The 15,048-nt window shown below is 75.6% G+C and carries 15 protein-coding genes; 3 read left to right on the forward strand and 12 right to left on the reverse strand.

The window, feature by feature from the left end; all coding sequences use genetic code 11:
- Window positions 1–164: 164 nt before the first annotated feature.
- The 3 genes from FHN55_RS16090 to FHN55_RS16100 are packed head-to-tail and all read right to left on the reverse strand — an operon-like array spanning window position 165 to window position 2,168.
- Window positions 165–857 carry a YoaK family protein gene (locus FHN55_RS16090; RefSeq protein WP_139713354.1) on the reverse strand — a complete coding sequence of 231 codons (693 nt, stop codon included), beginning with the start codon at window positions 855–857 and terminating at the stop codon, window positions 165–167.
- A 7-nt stretch (window positions 858–864) separates the two neighbouring features.
- Window positions 865–1,416 carry a dihydrofolate reductase gene (locus FHN55_RS16095; RefSeq protein ID WP_139713355.1) on the reverse strand — a complete coding sequence of 184 codons (552 nt, stop codon included), beginning with the start codon at window positions 1,414–1,416 and terminating at the stop codon, window positions 865–867.
- Window positions 1,413–2,168: a thymidylate synthase gene (locus tag FHN55_RS16100; protein ID WP_139713427.1), complete on the reverse strand. Its 756-nt coding sequence runs from the start codon at window positions 2,166–2,168 to the stop codon at window positions 1,413–1,415. Before FHN55_RS16100 ends, FHN55_RS16095 begins: the two co-directional genes overlap by 4 nt.
- A gap of 252 nt (window positions 2,169–2,420) precedes the next feature.
- On the opposite strand from FHN55_RS16100, the gene pcp reads away from it, so the two are divergent.
- Entirely contained in the window at window positions 2,421–3,095 is a 675-nt protein-coding gene (gene pcp, locus FHN55_RS16105) for a pyroglutamyl-peptidase I (RefSeq protein WP_139713356.1), read from the forward strand.
- Window positions 3,096–3,147: 52 nt separating this feature from the next.
- Here pcp and FHN55_RS16110 read toward each other — a convergent pair whose 3' ends face one another.
- The 3 genes from FHN55_RS16110 to FHN55_RS16120 all read right to left on the reverse strand — a co-directional run bounded on the left by FHN55_RS16110 (window position 3,148) and on the right by FHN55_RS16120 (window position 6,498).
- Window positions 3,148–4,239, reverse strand: coding sequence for a CNNM domain-containing protein (locus FHN55_RS16110; protein ID WP_139713357.1), 1,092 nt, complete (start codon window positions 4,237–4,239; stop codon window positions 3,148–3,150).
- Complete coding sequence (locus FHN55_RS16115) at window positions 4,236–5,645, reverse strand: hemolysin family protein (RefSeq protein WP_139713358.1); 1,410 nt, start codon at window positions 5,643–5,645, stop codon at window positions 4,236–4,238. Before FHN55_RS16115 ends, FHN55_RS16110 begins: the two co-directional genes overlap by 4 nt.
- Before the next feature lie 148 nt (window positions 5,646–5,793).
- Window positions 5,794–6,498: an HAD-IA family hydrolase gene (locus FHN55_RS16120; protein ID WP_306821817.1), complete on the reverse strand. Its 705-nt coding sequence runs from the start codon at window positions 6,496–6,498 to the stop codon at window positions 5,794–5,796.
- 19 nt (window positions 6,499–6,517) lie between these two features.
- Here FHN55_RS16120 and FHN55_RS16125 point away from each other — a divergent pair, with 19 nt between their 5' ends.
- The gene (locus FHN55_RS16125) at window positions 6,518–7,741 is read left to right on the forward strand and encodes a heparan-alpha-glucosaminide N-acetyltransferase domain-containing protein (RefSeq protein ID WP_180357891.1); all 1,224 of its coding nucleotides are present in this window, start codon (window positions 6,518–6,520) and stop codon (window positions 7,739–7,741) included.
- 12 nt (window positions 7,742–7,753) lie between these two features.
- Here the strand turns inward: FHN55_RS16125 and FHN55_RS16130 are convergent, their stop codons facing one another.
- Together FHN55_RS16130 and FHN55_RS16135 are read right to left on the reverse strand one after the other, a co-directional pair.
- Entirely contained in the window at window positions 7,754–8,506 is a 753-nt protein-coding gene (locus tag FHN55_RS16130; protein WP_139713360.1) for a hypothetical protein, read from the reverse strand.
- Window positions 8,493–9,032, reverse strand: coding sequence for an RNA polymerase sigma factor (locus FHN55_RS16135; protein ID WP_180357892.1), 540 nt, complete (start codon window positions 9,030–9,032; stop codon window positions 8,493–8,495). Before FHN55_RS16135 ends, FHN55_RS16130 begins: the two co-directional genes overlap by 14 nt.
- Before the next feature lie 148 nt (window positions 9,033–9,180).
- Here FHN55_RS16135 and FHN55_RS16140 point away from each other — a divergent pair, with 148 nt between their 5' ends.
- Entirely contained in the window at window positions 9,181–10,047 is an 867-nt protein-coding gene (locus FHN55_RS16140) for a DUF4394 domain-containing protein (protein ID WP_139713362.1), read from the forward strand.
- Between the two features lie 94 nt (window positions 10,048–10,141).
- Here the strand turns inward: FHN55_RS16140 and FHN55_RS16145 are convergent, their stop codons facing one another.
- Genes FHN55_RS16145 through FHN55_RS16160 form a run of 4 tightly spaced genes read right to left on the reverse strand, consistent with a single transcriptional unit; the run spans window position 10,142 to window position 14,955 of the window.
- A complete protein-coding gene (locus FHN55_RS16145; RefSeq protein WP_139713363.1) occupies window positions 10,142–10,600 on the reverse strand; it encodes a hypothetical protein in 459 nt (152 codons plus the stop codon).
- A 1-nt stretch (window position 10,601) separates the two neighbouring features.
- Window positions 10,602–11,351, reverse strand: coding sequence for a 4-hydroxy-tetrahydrodipicolinate reductase (dapB, locus tag FHN55_RS16150; protein ID WP_218974738.1), 750 nt, complete (start codon window positions 11,349–11,351; stop codon window positions 10,602–10,604).
- A complete protein-coding gene (locus FHN55_RS16155) occupies window positions 11,348–12,706 on the reverse strand; it encodes a pitrilysin family protein (protein WP_139713364.1) in 1,359 nt (452 codons plus the stop codon). The genes dapB and FHN55_RS16155 overlap by 4 nt, the downstream gene beginning before the upstream one ends.
- Before the next feature lie 17 nt (window positions 12,707–12,723).
- Entirely contained in the window at window positions 12,724–14,955 is a 2,232-nt protein-coding gene (locus tag FHN55_RS16160; RefSeq protein WP_139713365.1) for a polyribonucleotide nucleotidyltransferase, read from the reverse strand.
- Window positions 14,956–15,048 lie beyond the last annotated feature (93 nt).

Genomic DNA, 15,048 nt, shown 5'->3' on the forward strand with positions numbered 1-15,048 from the left:
CTCGGCGGCGGCGGCGAGCACCACCAGCAGCGCCGCGACGGCGCAGCCGGTCACGAGCGCGCCCCGCCGCGCGGGCCGCGCGCTGGAGGGGGTGCCGGACAAGCTCCCAGACAAGCACGTCCTCGCCCGAGCGGCCAGGGGCGGGGCTCGCGGCGCCCTCCCCCTCAGCCGCGCTCGAGCCGCCGCGTCTCGACCACCACGAGCACCAGCACGGCCAGCAGGAGCGCGGTGCTCAGCCAGACCGCGCGCACCCCCCACGCGTCGGTGGCCAGGGCCCCGGCGAACGCCCCGACCACGAAGGAGGCCAGCACCGCGGCGATGTCGCGGGCCTGGCGGCCGGTGCTGTCGGGGTCACCGCGGCGCCGCAGCACGGCGTAGGTCTTCTCCACGAAGCTGCGCAGGTTGCCCGAGGCGAAGGTGGTCGCGTAGGTCAGGCCCCGCACCGACCTGAAGACGTTGAGCTGCATGGCGGCGGCGAAGGCCACGCCGGCCGAGGCGACGGACGTGGCGGTGGTGCCCGCGGGCGCACCGGGGACGAACCCCACCGCGACCAGCACCGCCACCTGCAGCAGCAGGACCGCCCGCACGGGTCGGCGCAGCAGGCGCCGCCAGCGCGGGCCGCCGACCACCTCGGTGAGGAGCACCCCGGCGAGGAAGGCCAGGAGGCTGGGCACGTGGCCGAGGGCGCGGACCACGTCGCCACCGGCAGCGGCGACGGCCAGCAGCACGACGTTGCCCGTCTGCGCCGCGGCGAGCACCCCGCCACGGGCGAGGTAGGTGTAGGCGTCGAGGAAGCCTCCGGTCGCGGCGAGCAGCGAGGCCACGGCCAGGGACTCCGGCCGGCTGCGCAGGCCCACCGGGCCGTCAGCTCCGCTCGTACCAGGTGATGCGGTACCGGGTGCCGTTCTCCGCGGTGGCCCACCCGCCGCCGTCCGGCTCGTGGCGCGACGGCACCCAGGTGGCCGGGTCGACCGCGGGGGCGAGCGCCAGCTGCTCGCGCTCCCCCGGGACCTCCACGTCGACCTCGGTCACCGCGAGCACGTCGAGGCGGCCCTCGGCCAGCGCGAGGGCGTACACCTGCGCGCCACCGATGACCCACACCTCGCCGTCGGAACCCTCCCCCGGCTGCTTCGCGGCGTCCAGGGCCCCGCCCAGGGTGGTGGCGGTGACGGCGCCCGGCGCGGACCAGGCGGGGTCGCGGGTCAGCACCACGCAGCGCCGGCCCGGCAGCGGGCGCCAGCGCTCGGGCAGGGAGTCCCAGGTGGCGCGGCCCATGACCACGCCGTGGCCGCGCGTGGTGCGGCTGAAGTGCCTCATGTCCTCGGGGACGTCCCACGGGACGGCGCCGTCGGCGCCGATGACGCCGGTGCGGTCCTGCGCCCAGACGGCGCCGACCCTGCTGGCCGGGCCGGTCACACCGCCACCGGCGCCTTGATCGCGGGGTGGTGGGTGTAGCCGACCACCTCGACGTCCTCGTAGGCGTGCTCGAACAGCGGCGCGGGACGCAGGTGCAGCTGAGGGAAGGGGAACGGGTCGCGGGAGAGCTGCTCGCGGACCTGGTCGACGTGGTTGTCGTAGACGTGGCAGTCGCCGCCGGTCCAGATGAAGTCACCGACGCCCAGGCCCACCTCGGCGGCGACCATGTGCGTGAGCAGGGCGTAGCTGGCGATGTTGAACGGCACGCCCAGGAAGAGGTCGGCGCTGCGCTGGTACAGCTGGCAGGAGAGCCTGCCGTCGGCCACGTAGAACTGGAACAGGGCGTGGCACGGCGCCAGCGCCATCTTGTGCAGCTCGGCCACGTTCCACGCCGAGACGAGCATGCGGCGGGAGTCGGGGTCGCGCCGGAGGGTGTCGAGCACCTGCGCCAGCTGGTCCACGGTGCCGCCGTCGGGGGTGGGCCAGGAGCGCCACTGCACCCCGTAGACCGGACCGAGGTCCCCGTCGGGGGCCGCCCACTCGTCCCAGATGGTGACCCCGCGCTCCTGCAGCCAGCGGGCGTTGCCGTCACCGCGCAGGAACCACAGCAGCTCCAGCACGATCGAGCGCAGGTGCACGCGCTTGGTGGTGACCAGCGGGAAGCCCGCCGACAGGTCGTAGCGCAGCTGGGCGCCGAACACGCTGCGCGTGCCGGTGCCCGTCCTGTCGCTCTTGGCCGCGCCGTGGGCCATGACGTGCGCGAGGAGGTCCTCGTACTGCCGGTCGACGGGCCCGTCGCTCCGGTGGTCGGCGGGCGCGGGCTGCTCCGAGGTCACCGCGGAAGGCTAGACCGCGCGGGCGACACCCCGCCGCCGCCGCTCCGCCGTCGCCCCCTCCTCGATGGCACGGGGTGGCCCTGTGCCAGACCTACTGGCGCAGGGCCACCCCGTGCCAGTGCGGGAGTGGCGCAGATCCACCCAGCGCGGGCGGTGGAGCATGGAGGGGTGGACGTCTGCGCGACCCGCGTGCTGCTCACGGGCTTCGAGCCCTTCGCCGGCGACGAGGCCAACCCCTCCTGGCCCGCGGCGCAGCGGGCGGCGGAACTGCTCGCCGCAGCGCCTCCGCGCCAGCTCGCGGTGACCACCCGGCTGCTGCCGGTGGAGTTCGGGCGCAGCGCCGAGCTGCTGCGCGCCGCCGTCCGGGAGGTGCGCCCCGCCGTCGTCGTCTGCGCCGGTCTGGCCGGCGGCACCGACGCCGTGCGCGTCGAGCGGGTGGCGGTCAACCTCGACGACGCCCGCATCCCCGACGCCGCTGGCCGCCAGCCCGTGGACGTCCCCGCGGTGCCCGGGGGTCCCGCCGCCTGGTTCGCGACGCTGCCGGTGAAGGCGGCGGTCCGCGCCGTCGCCGAGGCCGGCGTCCCGGTGCAGCTCTCGGCGAGCGCGGGCGGGTTCGTCTGCAACCACGTCTTCGCCGCGCTGATGGACCACCTCGAGACCGAGGACGACGACGAGCGCGCCCGCGGCGGCTTCGTCCACCTGCCGTGGGCGAGCGAGCTGCCCCACCCGCCGGGGGTGCCGCACCTGCCGCTGGAGCAGCTGGCGCAGGCGCTGACGGCCGTGGTCCGCGCCGCGCTCGACCACACGGACGACCTGCGCGTCCCCGGCGGCGCCCTGCACTGACCCCGCCCCTGCCGCACCCTCTGCGGGACGTGCGACGGAGGCGGGGTGGGGCTCAGCGGGCGGGCGAGGCCGCAGCGGTCCCGAGGGCCCGGCGCGACGGCGACGGCGACCCGCCGGCCCGCGCCGGCTCCGCCATGCGCACGGTCTCGGGGAAGAGCCGGCCGATGATGTCGCTCACCGTCACCACGCCCTGGGCTGCGGAGCCCTCCGCGCGCACCAGCACGAGCTGGTTGCTGGTGCGGCGCATCGCCGCCAGCGCCGTGCCGAGCGGGGTGTCGGGCGCCATCTCCAGCACGCCGGCCGCACGCTCGGTGACGGGTGCGTCGTCCGGGAGCAGCAGCGTGTCCCGGACGTGGACCACGCGGCGGGGGACGCCGTCGTCGTCCTGCAGCAGCACGCGCAGGTGCTGGGAGTCGCGGCTGACCTCGCGGACCCGTCGCGCCGGGGCGTCGGCCGGCACCGCGGTGAGGGTGGGCCGCTCGGGCAGGAGGTCCGCCAGGACCATCCGCTCCAGGTCGAGCGCGCCGGTGATCCGCGCCCGGTGGCTGGCGTCGAGCGCCCCCACGCTGGCGGAGTGCTCCACCAGCTGGCGCAGGTCGTCGGAGTTCGAGCTGTCCTGCTTCTCGTTGACCGGCTCCACGCCGATGCGGCGCAGCAGGGCGTTGGCCATCTCGTTCATGAGCAGCAGCGCCGGCCGGGTGGCCAGCATGAACGCCCGCATCGGCAGGGCCAGGAGCGTCGCCGAGGTCTCGGGGTGGGCGATCGCCCACGACTTCGGCGCCATCTCCCCCACCACGAGGTGCAGGAACGTCACCACGACGAGCGCGAGGACGAACGCCACCACGTCGGCCACCCAGTACGGCAGCCCGGCGGACTCCAGCAGCGGCGTGATGGCGTAGTGCACCGCGGGCTTGGTGATGGCGCCGAGCGCCAGGGTGCAGGCGGTGATGCCCAGCTGGCAGCCGGCCAGCACCACGGTGAGCTCGTTGGACGACCGCAGCGCCGCGCGCGCCGAGCGGGAGCGCTGGGCGGCGTCCTCCAGGCGGTACGGCTTGGAGGCGAGCATCGCGAACTCGACCGCCACGAAGAAGGCCGACAGCGCGATGATGACGGCGGTCCAGCTGGTGACCTCGAGCCAGCTCATGCGGGCACCTCCTCGGTGCGCCCGCCGGAGCGCTGGCCGGCGCGGTCACCGGCGGGTCCCCCGGCCAGCTCGACCCGCACGAGGCTCGGCACGTGGCGCTCGACCGCGAGCACCTCCATCCGCAGCACCCAGGGGGCGTCGGGCTCGTCCTCCAGCACTGCGCCGGGGTCGGGCGGCAGCTCGACCTCCACGCGGTCGCCGACGGCCGGCAGGGTCCCGTGGGCGTGGATGACGAGCCCGGCGAGGGTCTCGGCGTCCTGGTCGGGGAAGTCGTGGCCGAGCAGCCGCTCCACCTCGTCGAGCGGCTCCTGGCCGGAGACCTCCCAGACGTCGCCGGCTGCCCGCAGCGGGCGCGCGGGGACGTCGGCGGGGTCGTCGTGCTCGTCGGTCAGCTCACCGACCACCTCCTCGGCGATGTCCTCCACCGACAGCACCCCGGCCAGGCCGCCGTGCTCGTCGATGACGCAGGCCAGCTGCGCGCGGGTGGCCGCCATGGAGCGCAGCGCCACGGGCAGCGGGGTGCTGGTGGCCACGAGGTGCGGCGGGCGCGCCAGGTCGGCCGCGGTGCGCACGCCCGGGCCGGCGGCGAGCAGGTCGGTCAGGTGCACCACGCCGACGACGCCCTCGTCGTCGTCGACCACCGGGTAGCGGGAGTGGCCGGTGGCCATGAGCTGGCGCAGCTCGTCCACCGCGGTGGTGGCGCGCACGACGTCGGTGCGGGGCCGCGGGATCATCGCGTGCTCGGCGTCGCGCTCGGGGAAGTCGAGGATGCGGTCCAGCAGCACCGACAGCTCCGCGGGCAGGTCGCCGCTGTCGCGGGAGGCGCTGACGATGTGGTCGAGGTCGCGCGCGGTGGCGGTGGAGTCGACGTCGTGGACGGGCTCGATGCGCAGCAGGCGCAGCAGCGCGTTGGACGCGGCGTCGAAGACCGTGATCACCCAGCCGAACAGCGCCAGGTAGACCCTGGTGGAGGACGCGAGCACCGTGGCGGTCTGCTCGGGGCGGGCGATGGCGTAGTTCTTGGGGAACAGCTCGCCCAGGAGCATCTGCACGAAGGTGGCGAGCAGCAGGCCCGCGACGGTGCCGATGGCCAGGCCGACGCCGGAGGGGACGCTGGCGACGCCCAGCAGCTGGGACACCGCCTGCCCGATGAGCGGCTCGGCCGTGTAGCCGACGAGGAGGCCGGTCACGGTGATCCCCAGCTGCGCGCCGGAGAGCATGAAGGAGGTGCGCCGGGTGATGTCGAGGGCCCGCGTCGCCGCGGCGTCGCCCTTCTCGGCCCGGGCGCGCAGCCGCGACCTGTCGACCGACATGTAGCCGAACTCCTGGGCCACGAAGTAGGCGGTGCCGGCGGTGATGACGAGCACCACGACGAGCCCGGCGAGCAGGAGCAGCACGGCGCTCACCGCTCACCACCCGCCCTCAGGGAGGTGGGGCGGGGACTTCGAGGCTCCTTGGGGGACCTCGGGGAGCGATCGCGCGAGGCGGTCATGACCTTCCGTGGGGGCTCGGGCGGCGTCCGTGGTGGGCGCCGCGGGAGCGCTCCATGGTGCCTCAGGCGGGCAGCACCCGCACGCCGTGATCGTCTCCCACCAGGCGGACGCCGGACAGGTCGACCACGATCGCGTCCGCAGCGGCCGCCTGCAGGTCCCCCACGCGGTGCGTGGAGGCGACCGCCAGCGTCGCGGCGCCGGCGGCCCGCCCGGCGGTGATGCCGGCGGGGGCGTCCTCCACCACGAGGCAGCGCGCCGGGTCCACCCCGAGCCGTTGCGCGGCGAGCAGGTAGGGGGCCGGGTCGGGCTTGCCGCGCTCGACGTCGGTGGCCGTCACGACGACGGCGGGCGCCGGCAGCCCCGTCGCCCCGATGCGCGCGGTCGCCAGCGGGCGGGTGCAGGAGGTGGCGATGGCCACCCGCCCGGCCGGCAGCGCCGCGAGCGCCTCGCGGGCGCCGGGCAGGACGACGATGCCGTCGGTGTCGGCCACCTCGATGTCGTCGATGCGCTGCACGGCCGAGGCGCGCCGCTCCTCGGGCAGGAGCATGGCGACGATCTGGGCCGACGGGATGCCGTGCTTGCCGGCGAGCAGCGCCGGGTCGACGCCCTCCTCCTGCGCCCAGCGGAACCAGGAGCGCACCACCACCGGACCGGAGTCGATCAGCGTGCCGTCCATGTCGAACAGCACGGCGTCGAAGGTCCGTCCGGTGAGGGTCTCCAGGCCGAGGGGCAGGCCCTCGGGCGCGGGCAGGGGCTCGGTGTCCACGGCGGGCAGACTAGAGGGGGTGAGCACCCACGCCGGTCCGCCCGCCCGCGCAGGGTCACCGGCCGTGGCCGCTCCGCGGCGTGCGCGCCTCGTGGGCGTCGACGCGGCCCGCGGCCTGGCCCTGCTGGGGATGATGGGCACGCACCTGGTCTCCCGCACCACCGCCGACGGCGGCGTCAGCTGGGTGTACGAGGTGTTCAGCGGCCGCGCGTCGGCGCTGTTCGCGGTGCTGGCGGGGGTGGGCCTGGCGCTGGCCACCGGTCGCACCGACCCCCCGCGCGGCCTGGAGCTGCGGGCCGCGCGCGCCGGGGTGCTGGCCCGGGCCGGGGTGGTCGGGGCCGTCGGCCTGCTCGTGGGCCTGGCGCCCGGCTACATCTACGTGATCCTCGTCTACTACGCCCTGCTCTTCGCCGTCGGTGCGCTGTTCGTGGGGCTGCGCGTCCGCGCCCTGGCGGTGGCGGGCGGGCTGTGGCTGCTGGTCGGCCCCGTGGTGGCCAGGCTGGTGCGCCCGCTGGTGTCCGGCCCCGGTGGTGCGCCGACCTACGACGTCCCGGACCCGGCCTCGCTGCTGCACCCGCTGGAGCTGCTCGCGGGGCTGCTCGTGACGGGCGTCTACCCGGTGCTGACGTGGACCGGCTACCTGCTGGTGGGGATGGCCGTGGGCCGGCTGCCGCTGCAGCGCGCGGCGGTGGCGGGGTGGCTGCTGGCCACCGGTGCGGTGGTGGCCGTCGCGGCGCCGCTGGCGTCGGCGGCGGCGCTGGGCGCCGCCGGTGGCGAGCGGGCGCTCCAGGGCCAGGCACCGCCGTCGTGGGGCGTCACCGACCTGCCGCTGGCGCTGGACACCTTCCTGCCCGGCGCCACGCCGACGACGACGTGGGCCTGGCTGCTGGTCGACACCCCCCACTCCGCCACCCCGTTCGACCTCGCCGGCACCACCGGCAGCGCGCTCGCCGTGCTGGGCGCCGCGCTGCTCGTGGGGAGGGCCGTGCCGTGGCTGCTGGCGCCGCTGGCGGGAGCGGGCGCCATGACGCTGACGCTGTACTCGCTGCACGTGGTGACCTCCCGCCCGACCGGCGAGGTGCTCGGCGGGGAGGCGGCCTGGCTGTTCCACGCCGCCGCCGCGGTGGTCATCGGCCTCGCGGTGCGCGAGGCGGGGGTGCGCGGACCGCTGGAGGCCGTGGCCGCCCGCGCCACGCGCGCCGCCCGCGCCGCGGTCCTGCGCCGCTCCCCCACCCCTCCGTGATCGCGGGGTGGGTCAGGCGGTGACGGGCGGGAGGTCGGCGTCCACGACGGCCGTGCCGTCGGCGTCGAGCACCTGCACCCGGGAGGCGTCGGCGCGCAGCACGGCCGCGTTCATCGTGCAGTCCACGGGACCGGCGGTGCCGATCAGCGTCCCGGCCACCACGGCCCGCCCGGCCTCGTCGACGACCACCACGCTGTAGGTGCGGCCGGGCTCCAGGCCCGTGAGGTCGAGGAACGTCTCCGTGCCCCACGTGTGGGCCGTCACCGCGGCGGTCGCGCCCACCCCGGCGCTGGTGCGGGTCGAGACGCGCTCCACCGCCCCGAGCGCGCCCGGGGGGCCCGTGACGACGGCCGGCTGCCCGCGCCCGTCCAGGGCACCGCGCACCAGAGCCCCGCCCACCCCGCCGACGGCGAGGAGCAGGCAGGCCGCCAGCGCCAGGGCGGCGGTCCGCCGAGCCGGACGGCGCTGCCGGGGCAGCTGGACCACCGGGTCGGCCGGGTCGGCCGGGGCTGGCAGGGCGACCGGGGCTGGCAGGGCGACCGGGGCAGCGGGCGCGGGAGGCTCCGGGACCCGCGGCGGGTCCTCCCGCCACGCCGCGGCGGGGTCGCGCAGCGGCTCCAGCTCGGCCAGCACCGCCCGCAGCTCCGCCAGCTCGTCCGCTGCGGCCCCGTCTCGGGCCAGCAGCGCGTCCAGGCGGGCGCGCTCGTCGTCGTCGAGGTGGCCGGTCGCCGCAGCGGCGAGCAGGGCGCGGTCAGCGTCGTCCACGGTCGTCCACCCCCTCCTGGTCGGCTCTCCGGTCGGCCTCGAGCTCGGCCCGCAGGGCCTTGAGCGCGTAGAACATCCTCGTGCGCAGCGTGGCCACGGCCACGCCCGTCTCCAGTGATACGTCCGAGTAGTCGCGCCCGTTCAGGTGCACCTGCACCACCACCTGCCGGTGCTCGGGGCTGAGGGCCGCGAGCGCCTGCGCCAGCCGCATCCGCTCCACCACCGCCGCGTGGGCGTCGCGCGGGTCGGCGGCCTCCGGCACGGACCCGTCGGCGACCACCGGCGCCCGCCGCGCCCTGGCCCGGGCGGCGTCGACCACCACGTTGCGGGCGATGGCGAACAGCCACGTCCGCACCGACCCGCGGTCGGGGTCGTGGCGCTCGGAGGCCCGCCAGGCGCGGACGAAGACCTCCTGGACGCAGTCCTCGGCCAGGGCGCGGTCCCGCAGGGCGCTGGTGGCGAAGGCCACGAGCGTCGCGCCGTGCTCGGCGTACGCCGCGCGCACGTCGAAGGCGCTGCGCCCCACCCGTCCCCCGATCCCCGGCCCTCGGCCCCGTCGCCCGCGACCGACTCGCGAAAAGTACAGATCGCGGTGAACGCGGGCGAAGCGGCCTTCGTAGGACCGGGTGAACCCCTCCGCTCCAGGAGGGGCCGCGACCACAGAGGAGAACACCGTGGGACTCACCCGCACCGCCGCCGCAGCCGCCGCCGGAGCCCTCGTCCTGTCCGCCGTCGGCATCGGAGCCGCCCAGGCGCACGAGGGCAAGAGCAAGGGCCACGGGGGCGGCCAGTCCGTGGTCGGCCTCGCCTCCGAGGGCACCTCGCTGGTGCAGCTGACGGTGCGCAAGGGCGTGCAGGGCGGTGAGGCCAAGAAGGTCACCGGCCTGCAGGGCGACGGCAAGCTCGTCGGCATCGACCACCGCGTGCAGGACGGCAAGCTCTACGGCGTCGGCGACAAGGGCGGCGTCTACACCCTCGACGCCGGCAGCGGCGCCGCCACCAAGGTCGCCCAGCTGACCGTCGCCCTCGAGGGCACGGCCTTCGGCGTGGACTTCAACCCCGCTGCCAACGCGCTGCGCATCATCAGCGACACCGGCCAGAACCTGCGCCACCCGTTCGCCACCCCGGGCGCGGCGACCGTGGCCGACAAGGCGCTCAACTCCCCCGCGGCCACCCCGCCCGTCGACCGCACGAACGGCGTGACCGGTGCGGCGTACACGAACAACGACCTGAACGACAGCACGGGCACCGTGCTCTACGACATCTCCACCGCCAGCGACCAGCTGCTCCTGCAGTCCCCGGCCAACTCCGGCTCGCTGGTGCCCGTGGGCGGCCTCGGCGTGGACGCGCAGGGCGACGCCGGCTTCGACGTCCTCTCGGAGCTGCGCGACGGCAAGGCCGTCGGCGCCAAGGCGTGGGCCTCGCTCACGGTGGGCGGCAAGCAGGGCCTGTACGAGATCAACCTCGTCAACGGCTCGGCCTCCAAGGTCGGCGACCTGCCCGCCGGTGTGACCGACATCGCGGTGCCGCTGGCCCGCTGACCCCGCGCGAGCGGGACGCGCGGACCGAGGACGTCGGGCCGGAGGAGGGGACCGGCCCGGCGTCCGCCGCGCGCCCCGCTCGCAGGGACGGGTCTCACGAGCTCGCAGAGCTCGTGGAGGCCCGGTGCAGCGCGCCCGCCCGGCGCATCGCCGCGCGGGCGCGCTTGCGGTCCCCGGCGACGTCGTAGGCGCAGGCCAGCCGGAACCACGAGCCGAAGTCGTCGGGGGCGGCCTCGGTCTCGGCGCGGTAGCGCTCGAACGCGGCGTCAGCGGCGGACCTGTCGATGCGGCCCGCCTCGTTGCGCGGCAGGTCGTCCGGGGGCAGCCGCCCCTCGCGCTCGAGCTGGCGGGCCATCTTCTCGGTGCGCACCCCGAACGCCAGCTCGCGGGCGATGGCCCACACCACCACCACCGGCAGGATGAGCACCCCCACCCCGAGCAGCGCGCCGGCGGGCGTGCCGTCGGCGATGAGCACCACCCCGCGCTGCCCCAGCAGCACGAGGTAGAGCAGCAGCATCGCCAGCAGCAGGCCGACGACGACCTTGGTCCTCACCTCAGACGCCCAGCAGGTGCTCGAGGCCCACGGTCAGCCCGGGCCGGGAACCCACCTCGCGCACCGCGAGCAGCAGCCCGGGCGCGTAGGCGGCGCGGTCGCTCGCCTCGTGGCGCAGCGTGAGCACCTCCCCGTGGTTGCCGAGCCAGACCTCCTGCGCCGCCATGACGCCGGCCATGCGCAGGCTGTGCACGGGCACGCCGTCCACGTCGGCGCCGCGCGCCCCGTCGAGCGCCGAGCTCGTGGCGTCGGGCGCCCGGCCCGTCCCCGCCTCCCGCCGCGCGGCGGCCACGAGCTCCGCCGTGCGCACCGCGGTGCCGCTGGGGGCGTCGACCTTGGCGGGGTGGTGGGCCTCGAGGACCTCCACCGAGGTGAACCACCGGGCGGCCTGCTGCGCGAAGCGCACCATGAGCACCGCGCCGATCGCGAAGTTGGGGACGACGACGACGCCGGTCCCCTCCGGCGCGTCGTCCAGCTGCCCGCGCAGGCGGCCCAGCGCAGCCTCGTCCCAGCCGCTGGTGCCGACCACCACGTGCACGCCGGCGGCCACGAGGGCCTCGACGACGCCCGGCGAGGCGGACGGCACGGACAGGTCCACCGCCACCTGCGCGCCGGACTCCCGGGCGAGCGCCGCGGGGTCGTCGTCGCGGTGGGCGCGGGCCACGAGCTCGAGGTCGTCCGACGACTCCACGGCCTCGCACGCCATCCGGCCCATCTTCCCGCCGGCGCCGACCACCAGCACGCGGGTCACGGGGCCACCGCCACGGGGTCGGCGTCGAACGGCCCGACCACCGTGAGGTGGTGCGGCGCTGCCCACAGCTCCGCGGCGAGCTGCTGCACGTCGTCAGCGGTCACCGACGCGGCCCGCGCGAGGGCGTCGTCGAGGGACAGGTACTCCCCGTGCACCAGCTCGGCCTTGCCCAGGCGCGACATCCGCGAGCCGGAGTCCTCCAAGGCCAGCACGGTGCCGCCGCTGACCTGCCCGACGGCGCGCTCCAGCTCGCCGTCGCGCAGGCCGCCGGTGGCCAGCTGCTCCCACTCGTGCGCCAGCAGCTCCACCACCTGCGGCACCCGCGACGGCGTGCAGCCCGCGTAGAGCCCGAAGAGCCCGGCGTCGGCGTACCCGGAGGAGAAGGAGTAGACGGAGTAGGCGAGTCCGCGGCGCTCGCGGACCTCCTGGAAGAGGCGGCTGCTCATGCCGCCGCCGAGGACCGCGTTGAGCACGGCGAGGACGTGCCGGCGCGGGTCGCCCGCGCGCAGCCCGGCACCGCCGAGCACCACGTTGGCCTGCTCGGTCGGCCGGTCCACGGTGAGCACCGAGCCGCCGGGCAGCCCGTCGGCGATGCCGCGGTCCCCGCGCCCGCCGGAGGAGCGCCGCGCCAGCGGCGTCCTGGCGTCCTGCGGCCAGCCCGCTCCCGCCAGCGCGGCGGACACCGCCGCGCACAGGGCGTCGTGGTCGAGCCCGCCGGCGGCGGTGACCACCAGTCCGGGTGCGGTGTAGTGCTGCTGGTAGTGCTCCCACACGGCGTCGCGCGGGACGTCGAGGATCGTCTGCGCGGTGCCCCCGATGGGGCGGCCCAGCGGGGTGCCCTCGCCGAAGACCTGCTCGGTGAAGCGCTCGTGGGCGACGTCGACGGGGTCGTCGTCGTTCATCGCCAGCTCCTCGAGGATCACCTGGCGCTCCCCCTCGAGGTCGTCGGGGTCGAGGGTGGCGGAGGTGACCATGTCGGCGATGACGTCGACCGCCAGCGGCAGGTCGGTGTCGAGCACGCGCGCGTAGTAGGTGGTGTGCTCCTTGCCGGTGGCGGCGTTCGACTCCCCGCCCACGGCGTCGAAGGCCGAGGCGATGTCGAGCGCGGAGCGGTTGCGCGTGCCCTTGAACAGCAGGTGCTCGAGGAAGTGCGTGGAGCCGTGGTGGCCGTCCGCCTCGTCGCGCGACCCGACGCCCACCCAGGCGCCCAGGGTCGCCGAGCGCAGGCCGGGCACCGACTCGGTGAGCACCCGGACGCCTCCGGCCAGGACGCTGCGGCGCACGGTGGCGCCGGCGTCCTGGCCGGAGAGGGTCAGGGTGCCCTCCTGCTCCAGGGGCAGGGGGACAGCCGTCATGTCAGCGGGTCAGTCCCTCAGATCGCCGCGGCCGGGGCCGCATCGGCAGAGGCTGCGGAGCTGTCCGCGGAGTCCTCGGTGACCGGGGACAGGCTGAGCTTGCCGCGCGGGTCGATCTCGGTGATCTCCACCTGGATCTTCTGGCCCACGGAGACCACGTCGTCGACGGACTCCACGCGCTTGCCGCCGGCCAGCGCGCGCATCTTGGAGATGTGCAGCAGGCCGTCCTTGCCCGGCGTCAGCGAGACGAAGGCGCCGAACGCGGTCGTCTTGACGACGGTGCCGACGTAGCGCTCCCCCACCTCGGGCATCTGCGGGTTGGCGATGGCGTTGATCGCGCTGCGCGCGGCCTCCGCCGACGGGCCGTCGACGGCGCCGATGTACACGGTGCCGTCGTCCTCGATGGAGATGTCGGCGCCGGTGTCGTCCTGGATCTGGTTGATCATCTTGCCCTTGGGGCCGATGACCTCGCCGATCTTGTCGACCGGGACCTTCACCGAGATCACGCGCGGGGCGGTGTCCGCCATCTCGTCGGGGCTGTCGATGGCCTCGGCCATCACCGACAGGATGTGCAGGCGGGCCTCGCGGGCCTGGGTCAGCGCGGACGCCAGCACCGAGGCGGGGATGCCGTCGAGCTTGGTGTCGAGCTGGATGGCGGTGACGAACTCGGAGGTGCCGGCCACCTTGAAGTCCATGTCACCGAACGCGTCCTCGGCGCCCAGGATGTCGGTGAGGGCCGCGTAGCGGGTCTCACCGTCCACCTCGGCGGAGACGAGGCCCATGGCGATGCCGGCGACGGGCGCGCGCAGCGGCACACCCGCGTTCAGCAGCGACATGGTGGACGCGCAGACCGAGCCCATCGAGGTGGAGCCGTTGGAGCCCAGCGCCTCGGAGACCTGGCGGATCGCGTAGGGGAACTCCTCGCGGCTCGGCAGCACCGGCACGAGGGCCCGCTCCGCCAGGGCGCCGTGGCCGATCTCGCGGCGCTTCGGGGAGCCGACGCGGCCGGTCTCGCCGGTGGAGAACGGCGGGAAGTTGTAGTTGTGCATGTAGCGCTTGCGCGTCACCGGCGAGAGGGTGTCGAGCTGCTGCTCCATGCGGAGCATGTTCAGCGTGGTGACGCCCAGGATCTGGGTCTCGCCGCGCTCGAACAGCGCCGAGCCGTGCACGCGGGGCAGCACGTCGACCTCGGCCGAGAGCTGGCGGATGTCGCGCAGGCCGCGGCCGTCGATGCGGGTGCCGTCGCGCAGGATCGACTGGCGCACGAGCGACTTGTTCAGCGAGCGGAAGGCGGCCGAGACCTCCTTCTCACGCCCCTCGAACCGGCCGGCGAGGGCCTCCTGGACCTTCGCCTTGACGGCGTCGGTGGCGGCCTCGCGCTCCTGCTTGTCGGCGATCGACAGCGCAGCGGTCAGGTCGGTGGTGCCAGCGGCCCTGACGGCCTCGAGCACGTCGTCCTGGTAGTCCAGGAAGCGGGGGAACTCCACGGCCGGCTTCTGCGCGGCGGCGGCCAGCTCGGCCTGGGCGCGGCACAGCTCGGCGATGAAGGGCTTGGCGGCCTCGAGGCCCTGCGCGACGACCTCCTCGGTCGGCGCCGGGGCGCCGCCCTTGATGGCGTCCCAGGAGGTCTCGGTGGCCTCGGCCTCGACCATCATGATCGCGACGTCGTCACCGACGACGCGGCCGGCCACGACCATGTCGAAGACGGCGCGCTCGATCTCGGAGTGGCGCGGGAAGGCGACCCACTGGCCGTCGATGAGGGCGACGCGGACGCCGCCGATCGGGCCGGAGAACGGCAGGCCGCTCAGCTGGGTGGACGCCGAGGCGGCGTTGATGGCCAGCACGTCGTACGGGTCGTCCGGGTGCAGCGCGAGCACCGAGATGACGACCTGGACCTCGTTGCGCAGGCCGCTCACGAAGGAGGGGCGCAGCGGGCGGTCGATGAGGCGGCAGGTGAGGATCGCGTCGGTGCCGGGACGGCCCTCGCGGCGGAAGAACGAGCCGGGGATCTTGCCCGCGGCGTACATCCGCTCCTCGACGTCGACGGTGAGCGGGAAGAAGTCGAAGCCGTCGCGCGGGTGCTTGCCGGCCGTGGTGGCGCTCAGCAGCATCGTCTCGCCGTCCAGGTAGGCGGCGACGGAGCCGGCGGCCTGCTTGGCGAGGCGGCCGGTCTCGAAGCGGACGGTGCGGGAGCCGAACGAGCCGTTGTCGAGGACGGCGGTGCTGGCGGAGATCTCGGGACCCTCCACGGGTTCCCTCTCTTTCTCTCGATGGCGGTGGACCACTCGGGTGCGAGCGGGCGCTGACCGGCCATCGATCGAAGCCGCCGGTCCGCCCCCGCC

It is taken from the genome of Streptomyces sp. NP160 (genome assembly GCF_006335115.1).
In the GTDB taxonomy this organism is placed as follows: Bacteria; Actinomycetota; Actinomycetes; order Actinomycetales; family Quadrisphaeraceae; genus Quadrisphaera.